At 69.3% G+C, this 16,705-nt stretch carries 18 protein-coding genes; 10 read left to right on the forward strand and 8 right to left on the reverse strand.

All coding sequences use genetic code 11. The features are described from left to right. Positions 1-32: 32 nt before the first annotated feature. From ruvA to O9Y01_RS09470, 3 genes are all read right to left on the reverse strand, one after another. Positions 33-605 (reverse strand): Holliday junction branch migration protein RuvA, encoded by a 573-nt coding sequence (gene ruvA, locus O9Y01_RS09460; RefSeq protein ID WP_269631332.1) that lies wholly within the window; start codon positions 603-605, stop codon positions 33-35. Between the two features lie 55 nt (positions 606-660). Then, complete coding sequence (locus tag O9Y01_RS09465) at positions 661-1,314, reverse strand: response regulator (RefSeq protein WP_183105436.1); 654 nt, start codon at positions 1,312-1,314, stop codon at positions 661-663. A gap of 111 nt (positions 1,315-1,425) precedes the next feature. Then, a complete protein-coding gene (locus O9Y01_RS09470) occupies positions 1,426-3,321 on the reverse strand; it encodes a sensor histidine kinase (protein ID WP_269631333.1) in 1,896 nt (631 codons plus the stop codon). A 162-nt stretch (positions 3,322-3,483) separates the two neighbouring features. On the opposite strand from O9Y01_RS09470, the gene O9Y01_RS09475 reads away from it, so the two are divergent. Together O9Y01_RS09475 and ybeY are read left to right on the forward strand one after the other, a co-directional pair. Further along, the gene (locus O9Y01_RS09475) at positions 3,484-4,515 is read left to right on the forward strand and encodes a PhoH family protein (RefSeq protein WP_269631334.1); all 1,032 of its coding nucleotides are present in this window, start codon (positions 3,484-3,486) and stop codon (positions 4,513-4,515) included. Then, positions 4,512-4,958: an rRNA maturation RNase YbeY gene (ybeY, locus tag O9Y01_RS09480; protein ID WP_269631335.1), complete on the forward strand. Its 447-nt coding sequence runs from the start codon at positions 4,512-4,514 to the stop codon at positions 4,956-4,958. Before O9Y01_RS09475 ends, ybeY begins: the two co-directional genes overlap by 4 nt. Positions 4,959-4,991: 33 nt before the next feature. On the opposite strand, the gene O9Y01_RS09485 is transcribed toward ybeY, so the two are convergent. The 5 genes from O9Y01_RS09485 to O9Y01_RS09505 form a co-directional block, all read right to left on the reverse strand. Next, the gene (locus O9Y01_RS09485) at positions 4,992-6,086 is read right to left on the reverse strand and encodes a magnesium transporter CorA family protein (RefSeq protein WP_269631336.1); all 1,095 of its coding nucleotides are present in this window, start codon (positions 6,084-6,086) and stop codon (positions 4,992-4,994) included. A gap of 27 nt (positions 6,087-6,113) precedes the next feature. Beyond that, positions 6,114-7,130, reverse strand: a complete 1,017-nt coding sequence (hemB, locus tag O9Y01_RS09490) for a porphobilinogen synthase (protein WP_269631337.1) — start codon at positions 7,128-7,130, stop codon at positions 6,114-6,116. A gap of 319 nt (positions 7,131-7,449) precedes the next feature. Next, positions 7,450-8,400, reverse strand: a complete 951-nt coding sequence (locus O9Y01_RS09495; protein ID WP_269631338.1) for an ornithine cyclodeaminase family protein — start codon at positions 8,398-8,400, stop codon at positions 7,450-7,452. A gap of 24 nt (positions 8,401-8,424) precedes the next feature. Further along, positions 8,425-9,579, reverse strand: a complete 1,155-nt coding sequence (locus O9Y01_RS09500) for a M24 family metallopeptidase (protein ID WP_269631339.1) — start codon at positions 9,577-9,579, stop codon at positions 8,425-8,427. Then, on the reverse strand, positions 9,576-10,658 hold the full coding sequence (locus O9Y01_RS09505) for a proline racemase family protein (RefSeq protein WP_269631340.1): 1,083 nt from the start codon (positions 10,656-10,658) through the stop codon (positions 9,576-9,578). Before O9Y01_RS09505 ends, O9Y01_RS09500 begins: the two co-directional genes overlap by 4 nt. Before the next feature lie 71 nt (positions 10,659-10,729). On the opposite strand from O9Y01_RS09505, the gene O9Y01_RS09510 reads away from it, so the two are divergent. From O9Y01_RS09510 to O9Y01_RS09545, 8 genes are all read left to right on the forward strand, one after another. Next, positions 10,730-11,623 (forward strand): collagenase, encoded by an 894-nt coding sequence (locus tag O9Y01_RS09510; RefSeq protein ID WP_269631341.1) that lies wholly within the window; start codon positions 10,730-10,732, stop codon positions 11,621-11,623. Between the two features lie 66 nt (positions 11,624-11,689). Beyond that, entirely contained in the window at positions 11,690-12,118 is a 429-nt protein-coding gene (locus O9Y01_RS09515) for a CopD family protein (RefSeq protein WP_269631342.1), read from the forward strand. Positions 12,119-12,121: 3 nt separating this feature from the next. Continuing rightward, positions 12,122-13,222 (forward strand): VanZ family protein, encoded by a 1,101-nt coding sequence (locus tag O9Y01_RS09520; protein ID WP_269631343.1) that lies wholly within the window; start codon positions 12,122-12,124, stop codon positions 13,220-13,222. A gap of 49 nt (positions 13,223-13,271) precedes the next feature. Then, positions 13,272-13,598: a (2Fe-2S) ferredoxin domain-containing protein gene (locus O9Y01_RS09525; RefSeq protein WP_269631344.1), complete on the forward strand. Its 327-nt coding sequence runs from the start codon at positions 13,272-13,274 to the stop codon at positions 13,596-13,598. A gap of 14 nt (positions 13,599-13,612) precedes the next feature. Next, a complete protein-coding gene (locus tag O9Y01_RS09530; protein WP_269631345.1) occupies positions 13,613-14,230 on the forward strand; it encodes an alpha/beta hydrolase in 618 nt (205 codons plus the stop codon). A gap of 44 nt (positions 14,231-14,274) precedes the next feature. Next, on the forward strand, positions 14,275-15,423 hold the full coding sequence (locus tag O9Y01_RS09535; RefSeq protein ID WP_269631346.1) for a D-alanyl-D-alanine carboxypeptidase family protein: 1,149 nt from the start codon (positions 14,275-14,277) through the stop codon (positions 15,421-15,423). Positions 15,424-15,510: 87 nt separating this feature from the next. Continuing rightward, positions 15,511-16,386: a D-amino acid aminotransferase gene (locus tag O9Y01_RS09540; protein ID WP_269631347.1), complete on the forward strand. Its 876-nt coding sequence runs from the start codon at positions 15,511-15,513 to the stop codon at positions 16,384-16,386. Between the two features lie 38 nt (positions 16,387-16,424). Further along, entirely contained in the window at positions 16,425-16,703 is a 279-nt protein-coding gene (locus O9Y01_RS09545) for a DUF493 family protein (RefSeq protein WP_269631348.1), read from the forward strand. Positions 16,704-16,705 lie beyond the last annotated feature (2 nt).

The raw sequence follows: 16,705 nt of genomic DNA on the forward strand, positions 1-16,705 counted from the left end.
GGCGTGGACGTGGGGCGGCAGGGGGCGGGCTCTCAGCGGTTCAGGGACTTCAGCGCCAGCTTGATGCCCTCGCTGACGCCCACGTCGGCGGGCAGCTGCTTGAGCGCGGCGGCGGCTTCCTTGTCGCTGTAGCCCAGGGCTTGCAGGGCCTGGAGGATGTCAGCCTGGCTGTCGCTGGCCACGTTGGCCGGCAGGGCGAGGTCGGGCCCCAGCTTGCCCTTGAGCTCCAGCAGCAGGCGTTCCGCCGTCTTCTTGCCAATGCCCGGCACCTTCACCAGGCGGCCAGCTTCCTGCAGGCTCACCGCCTGAGCCAGGTCGGCCACGCTGAGGCCGGACAGGATGGACAGCGCGGTGCGCGGGCCCACGCCGCTGATCTTGATCAGCAGGCGGAAGGTGGCGCGCTCCTCGGCGCTGAGGAAGCCGAAGAGGATCTGGGCGTCCTCGCGCACCACGAAGTGCGTCAGCAGGCTCACCCGCTCGCCCAGGTTCGGCAGGTTGAAGAAGGTGCTCATGGGCACGTCGACTTCATAGCCGACGCCCTGCACGTCGATGAGCACGAGCGGGGGCGATTTTTCCGCGATGACGCCCGTGAGCCTTCCAATCATCGGGCGATTATCGGGGGCTTCGCTGTGCCGGGAGGTGCCCGCTCGCCGTGGACGCTCAGTTGCGGCCGAAGAGGCCCAGGCGCTGGGCTTCCAGCGCGGCCTCGGCCCGCGAGGACACGTTGAGCTTGCGGTAGATCTGCTTCACGTAGTCGGCGATGGTGTGGCGGGACAGGCCCAGCTGCACGCCGATCTCGGGCAGGGTGAAGCCCTTGGCCACGCGCAGCAGCACCTCGGTCTCGCGCTCGGTGAGGGAGACCTCGATCAACTGCGGCGAAGCCTGCGGGCGCCGCTGCGAGTTGAAATGCGCGATCACCTTGCGGGCGATGGAGGGCGACAGCGGCGGCTCGCCCTGGCTGATGCGCTGCAGCTGCTCCACCAGCAGCTCCCGGGCCTGCTCCTTCAGCAGGTAGCCGAAGGCGCCGGCCTGCAGGGCCGGGAAGATGTGCTCATCGTCGTCGTGGATGGTGACGATCACCGACTGCACCTCGGGCTGCTTCTCGCGCAGGGCGGCGACCACGTCCACCCCCGAGCCGTCAGGCAGGCCCAGGTCCAGCAGGGCCAGGGTGAAGCGCTGGCTGTTGATGTGCTGCAGGGCGTCCTGCACCCGAGAGCATTCGGTGATCACGGCATTGGTGAAGACCTGGCTCACCAGGGTCTTGAGCCAGGCGCGGATTTCCGGAATGTCTTCGAGCAGCAGGATGTTGTTCATGATGTTTTCTGGGTGTTGGCGGGCTCTGTGCGGGCCCCGGGCCTGACGATCAGACAACAGTATGCCTTTTGGCGGTCGCGCGCCAGTCCCGGGCAGATCCCGATGGGTGGATCAGAGCGGAATCGTGAGGCGGATGATGGTGCCCATGCCGGCGCCGGACTCCACCAGGCACTGCCCCTGCATCTGCTTGGCCCGGGCCTTCATGCTGGCCATGCCGTGGCCCTTGTCCAGGCGGCCGTCCAGCTCCATGGGAATGCCCTGGCCGTTGTCCTGGATGATCACCTGGAAGTCGCCACCCTGCACATTGCAGCTGACCGTGCAGTGGGTGGCGCCGCTGTGCTTGATGATGTTGCTGACGGACTCGCGCAGGATGCGGGTCGTCTGCACATAGGCGCGGGCGGGCAGGGTGTGTTCCACGTCCTCGGCGGGGGACTTCCACTCGGCATTGATATTGGCCTGGCCCAGGCGCGAGACCAGCTCGGCCCGCCAGTCGCCCAGCGCATCCAGCAGGTGCACCGGCTTGCCGGTGAGGCCGCGCACCGAGAGCCGCATCTCCTCGAGCGCCTCGCGGGCCAGGGTGGAGATGCGGTCTGATTCGCTGGTGTGGACGATAGTCAGCAGCTTGGCGCCCAGGTCGTCGTGCAGGTCGGCGGCAATGCGCTTGCGCTCCCGCTCGGTGACTTGCTCCAGCTTCTGCTCGGCCATCTGCGCATAGCTGCGCTCGATCTCGGCGAGCTTTTCCGCCATGCGCTGCTCCAGCTGCACATGCTTGTGCTCGGCGACCTTGCGGGCGCGGGCCACGCAGACCGTGGCATGCAGGCCCAGGCCCATCATCAGCAGGGGCACGGCCAGGGGCGTCATCGGCACGATCAGCGGCGCCTGCAGCTGCGAGAGCAGCAGCTCCAGCAGCACCGCACCGATGGCCAGGGCCAGCAGGGTGCAGACCACGGCGAAGTCCCGGCGCTGCACGCTGGCGTCCAGGGGACGGGCCAGGACGGCCTGCCAGCGCAGCCACAGATGGAAGCCCATGCCGGCCATCAGCTCGGCGGCCAGCAGGGTGGTCCACATGCTGGCCACGATGAAGTGAAGCGCCGGCCCCACGGCCATCAGGCTCAGGGGGACCAGGGCGCACTGCGCCAGCAGCAGGGCGTTGAGCCGGCCATTGCGCCAACCCATCTCCAGCAGCAGGAACTGCAGCGCGAACAGGGTGATCAGGGGCAGGCAGGTGGACAGGCCGATCTCCAGCCAGTGCCGCGGCAGGGGCAGCGAGCCGATCCAGAAGCGGGTGGACAGCAGCACCCACGCCAGCATCAGACCGGAAAGGAAGAGCAGGTGCCGCTCGCGGCGATACAGGATGGCCAGCACGCCGGTGGTGACGGCCATCATGACCAGCATGGCGTTGAGTGCCTTGGGCAGGCCCTGCCGCCAGAAGCTGGCCCGCGCATGACGCTGCGACAGCTGCTCCAGCGGGCCGATCTCCACCACGCTCAGCCGGGCGCTGCGCTGGCTTGAATTGAGCTGCTGGCGGGCATAGCCGGCCAGCTGAACGTCCAGCAGATTGCCCTGGGTCCGCAGGAGCTCGGTGGGCAGGGGCACCAGCAAGGGCTCGTAGCAGTGGTCCGTGATGGGGTCCACCATGCGGCCCTGGGCCAGCAGGCTGATGCCGTTGAAGCGCACCCGCACATTGCTGCAGGCCTGGGCGATGTAGGCGGCCATGGCGCCCGGAGCCTGCGCGGTGGGCAGATCGAAGGCGAGGCGGTACCACAGCGGATGCTGCGCGTACTGCGACGGCGCTTCCTGGCGGCTCTGGTGCCAGTCATGCGGCAGGGCCTGGAGGGACAGCGCGGCCTGCTCGGGGAACTGGGTCTCGCTGCCCTCGGCCACCAGGGCCTGCTGAAGGACCAGGTTCTGGGCCTGGGCCTGGCCCGGCAGCAGCCCAGGCACCAGGCTCAGCAGGGCCACGCCCAGCAGGAGAGGAAGTCGCAGCAGAAAGGAGTGGATGCTCATGGGTGGTTGGAGGCGTGCCAGGGCTGGGCCGGGACCGATTGTGCCGAAGCTCTGGTGACAGCGGCCGGGCCGTCCTCCGACATGGGGTCAAGGGGGGACGCAAGGCGGGCAGGAGCCCGGCGACAATAGCCGCCTGATTCCGACCGCGACGAAGGGTCCGCCTTGATACTGCGCCACGTTTTTACCCCCGCCGACAACAAACGTCTCTCCCATCTGTGCGGGGGGCTGGACGACCATCTGCGCCAGATCGAGGCCGCCATGGACGTGCGCATCACGCGCCGTGGCGAGGCCTTCCGCATCGAGGGGCACAAGGCCGCCGCAGAGCACAGCCTGCAGCTGCTGCAGAGCCTCTACGACGCCGCCCGCAAGCCCATCGCCCCGGAAAGCCTGCAGCTGGCCATCCTGGAGGCCACCCAGCAGCTGGCCGAGGCCCTGGGCGCCCGCAAGCCACGTCGTGCCGAGGTCGCCGAGCCGCTGCCGGATGCGCAAGGCGTGGTGCTGCGCACGCGCCGCGCCGACCTCGCCGGCCGCACGCCCAACCAGCACGGCTACCTGCGCAACATCCTGAACCACGACATCACCTTCGGCCTGGGCCCGGCCGGCACCGGCAAGACCTTCCTGGCCGTGGCCTGCGCCGTGGACGCGCTGGAGCGTTCGCAGGTGCAGCGCATCATCCTGACCCGCCCGGCCGTCGAGGCCGGCGAGCGCCTGGGCTTCCTGCCCGGCGATCTGACGCAGAAGGTGGACCCCTACCTGCGCCCGCTCTATGACGCGCTCTACGACCTCATGGGCTTCGACCGCGTCAGCAAGGCCTTCGAGAAGGGCCAGCTGGAGATCGCGCCCCTGGCCTTCATGCGCGGCCGCACGCTCAACCACGCCTTCGTGATCCTGGACGAAGCCCAGAACACCACGCCCGAGCAGATGAAGATGTTCCTCACCCGCATCGGCTTTGGCAGCAAGTGCGTGGTGACCGGCGACACCAGCCAGATCGACCTGCCCAAGGGCACGCTCAGCGGGCTGGTCGATGCCGAGCGCGTGCTGAAGAAGGTCCGCGGCATTGCCATGACCCACTTCACTTCGGCCGACGTGGTGCGCCACCCGCTGGTCGCCCGGATCGTCGAGGCCTACGAGGCCCGCACCAAGGCCGAGAACAGGAAGCAGGCCGCTGCCGGCAGCCATGGAGCCCGCGCATGAGCCGTCCTGACCTGAGCCTGTCCCTGCAGTTCGCCGATGCCCGCCACCGCGGGCAGCTGCCGCGTCACAAGGTGCAGCGCTGGATCCGCGCGGCGCTGGAGCTGCCAGGCGAGATCGCCGTGCGCATCGTCGACGCCGAGGAGGGCCGCCAGCTCAACAGGGAGTTCCGCGGCAAGGACTACGCCACCAATGTGCTGACCTTCGACTACAGCCATGAGCCCGTGGTGGGCGCCGATCTGGTCATCTGTGCCGAGGTGGTCGAGCGCGAGGCCCGCGAGATGGGCCTGGACCTGGTCGCGCACTATGCGCACATGCTGGTGCACGGCACCCTGCATGCCCAGGGCTACGATCACGAGGAAGACGACGAGGCCGAGTGCATGGAAGCGCGCGAGACCGAGATCATGCTCGCCCTGGGCTTCGCCGACCCATACCAGGCGCGCTGAAGCCCGAGGAGGCGCCCGAGGCCTCGGCGGACCTCAGCTCTGGCTGCTGAGGTAGCGCTTGCGCCAGAAGAAGAGGCCCAGCCCCAGGCCCACACCGCACATCACGCCCACGGCGATCCAGAATCCGGTGGCCTTGTGGATCAGAGGCAGGGTGTCGAAGTTCATGCCGAAGATGCCGGTGATCAGGTTCAGCGGCAGGAAGATGGCGGTGAGCACCGTCAGCGTCCGCATGATGTTGTTGGTGCGGTGCCCCAGGGCCGAGAAGTGCATCTGCACGGCGGATTCCGCCGAGCTCTCCAGCCGGCGCACATGGCTCAGCACCCGCTCCACATGCTCGAGCACGTCACGCGAGCGCACGCGCAGCAGCTCGCGCTCGCGATCGGCGCGGGCGTCGTTCTCGGGCGGCCATTCGGCCAGGGCATCCAGCCATTCCTGCACGGCACTGCGCTGGTCCTCGCAGATGTCCTCCAGCCGGTGCAGGGTGTCCCGGGCGGTCAGCAGGGCCGGCCATTCGCGGAAGTTGCTGTGCGGGTCGAAGAGCTGGCGCTGCAGGCCGGTCAGCTGGCGCGTCAGCAGGCGGCGCAGGTCCAGGTAGCTGTCGACCATGTGGTTGAGCATGCGCAGCATCAGCTCGGCGGGGCTGGTCGGCAGGCGGTTGCTGCCACGCAGGTCGCGACCCTCGTGCATCTGGCCCAGCCGGTTGGCAAAGAAGTCGCGCACCTGGCAGTCGCCGGGATGCACGCTCAGCAGCACGCGGTCGAAGACGGCGAAGCCCACCGGGCTGGTGTCGATGGCCTGCAGCGAGCGCTCGATGGCCGCGGCCGAGACGGGCGCGTCCTCGTCAGGCGTCTCCGTGCCTGGCGTGGTGGCCAGGCGCCGGAAGATCATCAGGTCGTACCAGGAGGTGTAGTCGAAGTGCGAGGGCAGCTGCGCATTGAGCAGGTCAGAGACGTGCAGGTCCACCAGCGCGGCCCCGCACCAGCGCTGCAGCGCGAGCTGCAACTCCAGGCTGCGCAGGCCGAACTCCTCACGGCTCAGCCCGACCCACAGATAGCCTGAGGCAGGCAGGTCCTGGGGCAGCTGGGCGAGCTCGCTGAGCTGTTCGCCGTGGAGCAGGAAGAGACGCAATGGTGGGCCTGTGCGCGAGCGCCGGACTTACTTCTTCAGCAGCCGTGCGGCTTCGAGGGCGAAGTAGCTCAGGACGCCGTCGGCGCCCGCGCGCTTGAAGGCCAGCAGCGACTCCATCATCACCACGTCATGGGCCAGCCAGCCATTGGCGGCCGCGGCCTTGAGCATGGCGTACTCGCCGCTGACCTGGTAGGCGAAGGTGGGGACGCGGAACTCGTCCTTCACGCGGCGCACTACATCCAGGTAGGGCATGCCGGGTTTGACCATGACCATGTCCGCGCCCTCGGCCAGGTCCATGGCGACTTCGCGCAGGGCCTCGTCGCTGTTGCCGGGGTCGACGTAGTAGGTGTTCTTGTCGGCCTTGCCCAGGGCGCTCTTGGAGCCCACGGCATCGCGGAAGGGGCCGTAGAAGCCGCTGGCGTACTTGACGCTGTAGGCCATGATCCGCGTGTGGATGTGGCCCGAGGCTTCGAGGGCGTTGCGGATGGCGCCGATGCGGCCGTCCATCATGTCGCTGGGGCCGACCATGTCGGCGCCGGCCTCGGCCTGCGTGAGAGCCTGGCGGACCAGCAGCTCCACGGTCGCGTCATTGATCAGGTAGCCGGTCTCGTCGGGCAGGCCGTCCTGGCCGTGGCTGGTGTAGGGATCCAGGGCGACATCGGTCAGCACGCCCAGCTGGGGGAAGCGGGACTTCAGCGCGCGCACGGCCCGGGGGATCAGGCCTTGGGGATTGAAGGCCTCGGCGCCGTCGATGGCCTTCAGGCTGGGGTCGATGGCCGGGAACAGGGCGATCACCGGAATGCCCAGGGACACCGCCTCCTCGGCCGTGCGCAAGAGGTGGTCCAGGGGAAGGCGTGACACGCCGGGCATGGAGTCGATGGCATGGGGCTGGCTGCCCTCGTGCACGAAGACCGGCAGGATCAGGTCGGAGGCGTCGAGGCGGGACTCTCGGACCAGGGCTCGTGTGAAGGGATCGCGGCGCAGGCGGCGCGGCCGAGCCGCGGGAAAGGGGGCGCTGAGGATGCGGCTGGGGTTGCGTGACAAGGCGGACTCTCCGGGCAAACCCCCTCAATCTAGGGGTTTGGTTGTGGGGCCGTCAAAAACGTGCAGTTCTACGCAGTGACCCGTAGAGACGGCCCGATGGCGGCTCTGTTAAACTGGTTCCCGAATGATAGCCGCAAGGTAGTCATTCCCTGCTTTTCCTCCCTGAGCAGGAGCCTTAACGTGATGACAGCGATAAGGCTTTCTCGCCCCAGCCCATTGGCTGGGGCTTTTTTTTGTCGCGCCGCTTTTGTCGCGCCGTTTCGAGCTCAGACGGGCCGGCCGGCCCGATGCCATGGGCCCGGCCGCTCGGCGCTGCGTATCAGGCCTGGGCCAGGCCCAGCCGCTGCAGCACCAGCTGGGCGCACAGCAGGTCGGCCAGTGCGGTGCCCACGGACTTGAACAGCGTGACGGACCCCGGGGCGCGCACCAGCGGCCGCGCCATGCGGCACAGGTCCGCCAGCTCGCCGCGGACTTGATGTGCATCAAGATGGCCCTGCTGCATGGGGATGATCAGCTCGCCGGCTTCGCGCAGGGCATTGGCGCGGCTGTCCACGTAGACATGGGCCCGCTGGACGAGGGCCGTATCGCATTCGCGCTGGTCCGGGCGGTGGTTGCCCAGCAGGTCGACGTGGCAGCCCGGCGGCACGAGATCACCGAAGACCAGGGGCGCTCCCGAGCCCGTGGCCGCCACGATGATGTCTGCCGTCTGCTGCGCGGCCTCGAGGTCCTCGGCGATGGCCAGGCGGGCCGTGCAGCCCTGCGCCCGCAGTGCCTCGATGCGTGCCTGCGCCTGTGCGGGGCGACGGCCCCAGACCAGCACCTCGTCCAGCGGGCGCACGCTCAGGTGGGCCTGGACCAGGGGGCAGGCCAGCTCGCCCGTGCCCAGCAGGAGCAGGCGGCGGGCGCCGGGGCGCGACAGCAGGCGCGAGGCCAGGGCCGAGACCGCCGCCGTGCGCCAGCGCGTGAGGCTGCGCCCCTCCAGCTGGGCCAGGGGCTGGCCATTGCGGCGATCGAAGACCAGCACCTGGGCATGCAGCACGGATTCCCCGCGGGCCGCGTTGCCAGGCAGGTAGGTGAAGGCCTTCAAGGCGATCAGGCGATCCGTCCAGGCCGGTAGCAGGCCCAGGCAGTCATGGCCCTGCTCGGGGGCCAGCTCCAGCAGCTGCCGCGCCGGCATCTGGAAAGGGGCGGCGAAGCCCGCGGACAGGGCGTCGATGAGATCGGGAAAGTTCAGGGCGGCGTCGACCTGTTCGGCGCTGATCACTTGCATGGGGCGGGGCCTCGTGGAACGGGTTCAGAGCGCGAGCTCGAAGTCGCGATGGGCGCGGCTCAGGATCTCATGGCCGCCCTCCAGCAGCAAGGCATCGTCCTCGATGCGCAGGCCGCCCTGGCCGCGGATGTAGATACCGGGCTCGATGGTGACGACCTCGCCCGCTCGCAGGCTGGCCTCGCACACCGTGTTCATGAAGGGCTGCTCGTGCAGGATCAGGCCCACGCCATGGCCGAGGCCGGGGCCGGCATGCTCGGCGAACTCGCTGGCCGCCAGCACGGCGCTGGCCGCCTCGTTGAGCGTCCGCCCGCTGACGCCGGGTTTCAGCAGCGCCAGTGCGGCCTGCTGGGCGGCGCTGACCGTGTCGTACATGCGCTGCTGCCAGGGCAGGGCGGTACCCGCCACGTGGCTGCGCGTCATGTCCGAGCGGTAGCCGTTCACCACGGCGCCGAAGTCCAGCACGATGAGGTCGCCCTTCTGCAGCGGGCGGTCCGAGGGCGCGCTGTGCGGCAGGGCCGAGCGCGGCCCGAAGCCCAGGATGGTGGGGAAGGACAGGCCTTCCGAACCGAGGGCCTGCAGCAGCTGCTCCAGGCGAGTGGCCAGCTGCCGCTCGCTCTGGCCCAGGCGGATCTCGGGGCGCAGGGCCTCCAGGGCGGCGTCGGCCAGGGCGGCGGCCTGGCGCATCTGCTGCTGCTCCCAGGCGTCCTTGACGCGTCGGGCCTGCACCAGGAAGTCCGACAGCGGAACGAGGGCCAGGCCGGGCAGGTCCACACTGATCTCCGCCCACTGCGACACGCTGACGTGCCCGGCCTCGTAAGCCAGGCGGCTGGCGCCGATGTCAGCCAGCAGGTGGCCCAGCACCTGGCCCAGGCGCTCGCGCTGCCGGTCCCGGCACAGCAGTTCGGTGGCCACGCCGCGGCGCCACTCGTGGTGCATGCACTCCTCTTCGGCCTGCTCGATGAAGCGGTAGTCGGTGATCAGCCAGCTGCCGCGCGCGCTGAGCAGGCCGCAGGCGGCCTCGCCGCTGTAGTTGAAGAGGTAGCGCAGGTGCTCGGGCGCAAAGACCAGGCAGGCATCCAGGCCGGTCTCGGCCATGTGGGTGCGCAGGCGTGCGAGGCGCTGGGCGAAAAGGGGTTGCAGGGTTTGGTGAGCCGGGTGGGCGTGGGGCAGGGCGTTCATCGCAGCAGGAATCCTTTGACCAGGGGATCGTCGGGGTGGAGGAGGAACTCGTGTCGGCCGGTGATATGGGCTTCGCCCTCCACGCCCGGCACGATGGCGGGATGGGGGCCGCAGCGGGTCTCCTGCTCGGCCCAGACCTCGAAGCGGGAGCCCAGCACGCTCTCGATCGTCAGCCGTCGCCCGATGGCCAGCTGGCCGCGCGCCTGCAGCAGGGCCGCAAAGCCGGAGACGCCGCTGCCGGTGGGGCTGCGGTCCAGCTCCCCCTCGGCGAAGATGCAGACATTGCGGTAGTCCGCCCCGGGCTCCAGGGCCGTGCCGGTGAAGATGGTGCCGTAGAGAAAGCCGAGGTCCGCGCTGTCCGGGTGGGTGATGCCGCCCCCGGCACGAACGATGGCGTTCTTGATGGCCCGGCCCGCCTCGATCAGGCGCGCATGGTTGCCCGTGGCCAGGGACAGCCCGAGGGAAGCCGCCTCCACGTAGGCATAGAAGGCGCCGCCGTAGGCCAGGGCATAGTGCACCAGGCCCAGGCCCTCCACGGGCAGGGACTGACGATCGGCCAGCACGAAGGAGGGCACGTTCAGGAACCGGACCCGGCCCACGCGCCAGGTCCGGTCCTCGCGTTGCACGCAGTCGGCCTCGAGCCGGATCTGGCCGCAGGGGGCATCGATATTGAGGCGGGTCCGCGGGCCGGTGGCCGCCACCCGGCCGCTCTCGATGGCCAGCTTGGCCAGGGCCGGCATCGCATGGCCGCACATGGTGCTGTAGCCTTCGTTGTGCAGGAAGAGCACGCCGAAGGTGCTGTCGCTGCGTTCGGGCGGGGTGATGACCGCGCCGTACATGTCCGCATGGCCGCGTGGTTCCCACATGAGGGCCTGACGGAGGTGGTCCAGGCGCTGCTGGCAGTCACGCCGGCGCTCCAGCATGGTCTGCCCCTGCAGTTCCGGAAAGCCCTCGACGATCACGCGAAGGGGTTCGCCACCCGTATGGCAGTCGATGCTGCGCAGGCGGAGGCAGCGCGCGTCGGGCGCCCAGGCCCCCAGGGAGCGCTCCGGGAATGCATGGCTTGCGTGAGGCGTCATTTCAGAAATATCATAGAGATTCTGAAAATATATTAACAGAGGAATCGCTGAACATGGCGCTGATCACGGGGATGAAGACGAGGAGACGCCTGGGCCTGCTGGGCCTGGGCCTGCCGCTGGCGCTGGGCCTGGTGGCCTGCACGGGGCGGCCCGCCCTGAGCGAGGACGCGGTCCAGCGCGTGCTCAGCCACGAGCACCGCTGTGGCCCCAGCCTGGTGCTGCGTTCGCAGGCGCTCACTGGCGAGCAGGAGGTGCGCATCTGCCAGGACCTGGGCGCCGTCGAGCAGCGTTTCCATGCCCTGTTCGGCACCGCCGGCCGGCCCGTGCCGCACGACGGCAACGAAGCGCTGCGGGCCAACATCTACCGCAATGTGCAGGAGTTCAAGCGCTGGGCCGGCAAGCACTTCGACATGCCGGTGGACAACGGCGGCATGTACCTCGAGGGCCTGCCGGACAAGCCCGGCAACCAGGCCGAGTTCGTGGCCTACCAGCAGGCCAGCGGCGCGGTCCACAACCTGGCGCATGAGTTCAGCCACTACCTGGACGGCCGCTTCAACCTGCAGGGCGACTTCTGCGCCAACCTGCACGACTCGCACTCGCCGCCCGAGAACTGCGCCCAGCCCACGCCGCTGCGCCCCTTCCTGGTCTGGTGGACCGAGGGCGTGGCCGAGTACGTGGCCCATGGCCAGGCCCATCCGCGCCTGAAGCAGATCGCCCAGGCCCAGCAGCTGCCGCTCAGCGAGCTCTTCAACACGGGCTACGAGACCCAGGGCGGCACGGAGCGCATCTACGGCGGCGGCTACCTGGCCGTGCGCTTCATGATGGAGAAGCAGCGCGCCCGCATCGACCAGATGCTGGCCCTGACCCGCGCCGGTGACTTCCCCCGCTACCAGGCTCTGGTGCGCAGCTGGGGGCAGGACATGGACGCCGACTTCGCGGCCTGGCTGGCGTCGCTGCGCGCCTGAGCCGGGGCAAGGGCAAGACCTGACCCTTGCGTGCAGGGCTGAACCTCACCGGTCCATAATCCCCGCATGCTCTGGATCAAAGCCTTCCACATCGTCTTCGTGGCGTCCTGGTTCGCCGGCCTGTTCTACATGCCGCGCATCTTCGTCAACCTGGCCATGGTGCCGGCGGACAGCCATGCCGAGCGCGAGCGCCTGCTGGTGATGGGGCGCAAGCTCTACCGCTTCATGAGCCTGCTGATGATCCCGGCGCTGGCCCTGGGCCTGGTGCTGTGGCTGTACTACGGCATCGGCCGCGGGCCGGGCCAGTACTGGATGCATGCCAAGCTGGCCGTGGTCATCGGTGCCGTGGGCTACCACCATGTCTGCCGCAGCCACCTGCGCCAGTTCGAGGCCCTGGCCAATCGCCGCAGCCACCGCTGGTACCGCGTGTTCAACGAGGTTTCGGTGCTGCTGTTCATGGCCATCGTGATCCTGGTCGTGGTCAAGCCCTTCTGACCCATGGGGCGGCGCAGTTCGGCCAGCTGGCTGGCCCTGATCTATGCGCTGCTGGTGGTCTACGCGAGCCTGTACCCCTTCTGGCCCTGGCGCTGGCCGACCGGCGTGCAGGGCCCGGGCGTGCTCCTGCTGCACTGGCCGCGCTACTGGCTGAGCTTCGACATCTGGGCCAACGCCCTGGGCTATGCGCCCTTCGGCCTGCTGCTGTTCGCGGCCGTGGTGCGCAGCGGCGGCTCGGAGCGCGCCGCCTGGCTGGCCGTGCTGCTGGGCCTGCCGGCCACCTCCTATCTGATGGAGACCCTGCAGTACTTCCTGCCAGGGCGTGTGCCATCGCTGGCGGACTGGTGCCTCAACAGCGTCGGGGCGGTGGCCGGCGGCGTGCTGGGCTGGCTGCTGCACCGCTTCGGCGGGCTGGCCCGCTGGCATGGCTGGCGCGAGCGCTGGTTCGTGCCGCAGAGTGCCGGCGCCCTGGCCTTGCTGGCCCTGTGGCCCGTGGGCCTGCTCTTTCCTGCGCCCCTGCCCCTGGGGCTGGGCCAGTGGCTGCCGCGCCTGCGTGAGCTCAGCGCCCAGGCCCTGGATGGCACGCCGTGGGCGCTGCAGGACACCGATTTCGCCAACCTGGTCGAGCTGCCCCTGCCGCCAGGGCAGGAAGCGATTGCGATCGCCCTGGGGCTGCTGGGGCCGGTGCTGCTGGCGCTGTCGGTGGCGCGGCCGGGCTGGCGGCGCCTGCCCCTGGTGCTGGGCGCCGCGCTGACGGGGGTCCTGGTCACCGCGCTGTCCACCGCGCTGAACTTCGGCCCTCAGCATGCCTGGGCCTGGATCGGTCCCACCGCCTGGCCGGGCCTGGGCGCCGGCCTGGTGCTGAGCCTGCTGGCCTGCCTGATGTCGCGCCGGGCCAATGCGGCCTGGGGCCTGGTGGCGCTGACAGTGCTGATCGCGCTCATCACCGAGGCGCCCACGGACCCCTACCTGGCTCAGACCCTGCAGACCTGGGAGCAGGGGCGCTTCATCAATCTCTACGGCCTGGCCCAGTGGGTGGGCTGGGTCTGGCCCTTCGCGGCCATCGCCTGGCTGCTGTGGGGCGTGACGCAGCGCGAACGCTGAAAGGCCAGGCGCCATCGGGGCAAACCCGCGCGGCCTACAATCCCGCGCCATGAGCTATTACGAGCGCCACATCTTCTTCTGCCTCAACCAGCGGGACAACGGCGAGAACGCCTGCGCCCAGCACGGCGCGCAGGCGGCCTTCGACCACTGCAAGAGCCGCGTCAAGGCCGAGGGCCTGGCCGGCAAGGGCGGCGTGCGCGTCAACAAGGCCGGCTGCCTGGACCGCTGTGCAGGCGGACCGGTGGCGGTGGTCTATCCGGAAGCCGTCTGGTACAGCTTCGTGGACAGCACGGACATCGACGAGATCGTCGAGTCCCACCTGAAGAAGGGCCAGGTCGTCGAGCGCCTGGTCCTGCCCGAGTCCGTGGGCCGCTGAGGCGCTTGAGCACAATGAATTCCCAGACCCGCAAAGTGCTGATCGACGGCCCGGCCGGCCCCCTCGAATGCGCCGTCGACCAGCTGCTGGACCTGCAGGCGCCGCGCGGCACGGCGGTGATCTGCCATCCCAATCCCACCCAGGGCGGGACCATGGACAACAAGGTGGTCCAGACCCTGGCCCGCGCTTTCGTGCAGCTGGGCTACCAGGTGGTGCGCTTCAACTTCCGCGGCATCGGCCAGTCCGGTGGCGGCTGGGACGAGGGGCGCGGCGAGGTGGACGATGCGCTGGCCGTGGTCGCGCACTTCCGCCAGCCGGGCCTGCCCCTGGTGCTGGGTGGCTTCTCCTTCGGCGGCTATGTGGCCTCGCGTGCCGCGCAGCGCCTGGAGGGCGAGGCGGCGCCGGAACGCCTGGTGCTGGTCGGCCCCGCGACCTCGCGCTTCGACATGGCCGCCGTGCCGGCCGACTCCCTCGTGATCCATGGCGAGATCGATGACGTCGTGCCGCTGAGCTCCGTGCTGGACTGGGCCCGCCCGCAGCACCTGCCCGTCATCGTCGTGCCCGGCGTGGGTCATTTCTTCCATGGGCAGCTCACGCTGCTCAAGAACCTGGTGCTGCGCAGCTGGCATTGAGCCCTCGAGTTGCGCCGCACGTTTTCCTCCTCTTGCCCATCCCCATGAAACGACTGATTGCCCTGGCCCTGGCCGGCGTGGCCTGCGTGTCCGCGCAGGCCCAGGCGCCGCAAGCCCCCGAGATCGCCGCCCGCAGCTATGTGCTGCTGGACATGACCACCAACAAGATCCTGGCCGAGCGCGAGGCGGATGTCCCCAATGACCCGGCCTCGCTGACCAAGCTGATGACGGCCTACCTGACGTTCCAGGCGCTGAAGGAGAAGCGTCTGACGCTGGAGCAGGAACTGAGCGTCTCCAAGCGAGCCTGGGACGAGCGCAAGGGCGACCCCTCGCTGATGTTCATCGACACCACCATGCGCCCCAAGGTGGACGAGCTGCTGCGCGGCCTGATCATCCAGTCGGGCAATGACGCCTCGGTGGCTCTGGCCGAGGGCGTGGGCGGCACGCTGGATCAGTTCGTCGCGATGATGAACCGCCAGGCCCAGGCCTGGGGCCTCAAGAACACGCGCTTCAGCAACGTCACCGGCCTCAGCGAGGCCGGCCACAAGAGCAGCGCGCGCGACATCGCGGTGATCGCCTCGCACATCATCCGCGACTTCCCGGAGTACTACCCCTACTACTCGCAGCGCGAGTACACCTTCAACAAGATCCGTCAGCACAACCGCAACCTGCTGCTGACCCGCGACCCCAGCGTCGACGGCATGAAGACCGGCTTCACCGACGCCGCCGGCTACTGCCTGGTGGCCAGCGCCCAGCGCGACTTCCCCAACGGCAAGCGCCGCCTGCTGAGCGTGGTGATGGGCACCGCCTCCAAGGAAGCGCGGGCCAACGAGAGCCAGAAGCTGCTGAACTGGGGCTATTCGGCCTATGACGCCGTCAAGCTCTTCGACGCCGGCCAGGCGGCCAGCACGGTCAAGGTCTGGAAGGGCGCCGTGCCCGAGGTCAAGCTGGGCGCCGAGGGCCCCGTCTTCGTGGCGGTGCCTCGCGGCGAGGGTGGCAAGCTGCAGACCCAGGTCGAGCGCACCGACCCGCTGGTGGCGCCGCTCAACAAGGGCCAGCGCGTGGGCACCATCAAGGTGACGACCACCGGCGGCGTGGCCGTGGCCGAGGTGCCGCTGGTCGTGCAGGAGGGCGTGGAGCAGGCCGGCATCCTGGGTCGCGCCTGGGATTCCATCCGTCTCTGGATCAAATAAGCCGGACTTCGCGCGGGCCTGGGCTGCCCACGCCGGGCTCGGTGGCGTAAGCTGCGCGGACGCAGACCAGTCTGCAAGGAGTCCGCGATGAAGCCGATGCCGCCCGCAAGCTGCTATCTGAACGGCGCGATGCTGCCTCTGGCAGAGGCCCGCATCTCGCCCCTGGACCGAGGGTTCCTGTTCGGGGACGGGGTCTACGAGCTCGTTCCGGTCTATGGCGGGCGCATGTTCCGCGTCGAGGACCATCTCGAGCGCCTGGACCGCAGCCTGGCCCGCCTGCGCATCGCCAACCCCTTGAGCCGCCAGGAATGGCTGCAACTGGGGCGCAGGCTCGTGGAGCGGGCCGGTGGCGGGGATCAGTGGTGGTACTTGCAGGTCACCCGGGGCGAGGCCCCGCGAGACCACGTGATGCCGCCGGACATCACCCCCACCGTCTTCAGCTACTGCATGCCGCCCGCCTGGCCCAGCGCCGAGCAGCGGCACCAGGGCGTGGCCTGCATCACCGCGCGCGACTTCCGCTGGCAGCGAGGTGACATCAAGAGCATCTCCCTGCTGGGCAATGTGCTGGCGCGCCAGATCAGTGCGGACCAGGGCGCGCAGGAGACCATCCTCTTCCGGGACGGCTTCCTGACCGAGGCCTCGGCGGCCAATGTCTGGATCGTCAAGGAAGGCGCCCTGCTGGGGCCGCCGCGCTCCGAGCTGCTGCTGGAAGGCGTGCGCATGGGCCTGCTGCACGAGTTGTGCGAGGAGCTGGGCATCGGCTATAACCTGCGGCCCATCGCGGAGGCCGAGGTCTTCGCGGCGGACGAGGTCCTGCTGAGCTCGGCCACCAAGGAGGTGCTGCCGGTGACGCGCCTGGACCACGAGCCCGTCGGCCATGGCGCGCTGCACGGCAAGCCCGGGCCGGTCTATGCCAGGCTGCATGAGGCCTACCAGCGGGCCAAGGCCTTGCAGTCCGTCTGACAGGCCTCACCTGTGATCGAGTTTTTGAAGGAGGGCGCATGGCGCCGACGATTCCCCCCGAGCAGTCCCTGATCGAATACCCGTCCAAGTTCCCCATCAAGGTGATGGGCGCGCATGTCGAGGGCTTCTTCGAGGCCATCGTGATGGTGGCCCAGCAGTTCGATCCGGAGTTCGACGCCGGCACCGTGGAGCGCCGCCCCAGCAGCAGCGGCAACTACCTGGGCCTGACCATCACCATCACCGCCACCAGCCGCGAACAGCTGGACGAGCTCTACCGGACGCTCAGCACGCATCCGATGGTGAAGGTGGTGCTCTGAGG

Source organism: Pelomonas sp. BJYL3 (assembly GCF_027257975.1).
Taxonomy (GTDB): domain Bacteria; phylum Pseudomonadota; class Gammaproteobacteria; order Burkholderiales; family Burkholderiaceae_C; genus Roseateles_B; species Roseateles_B flavus.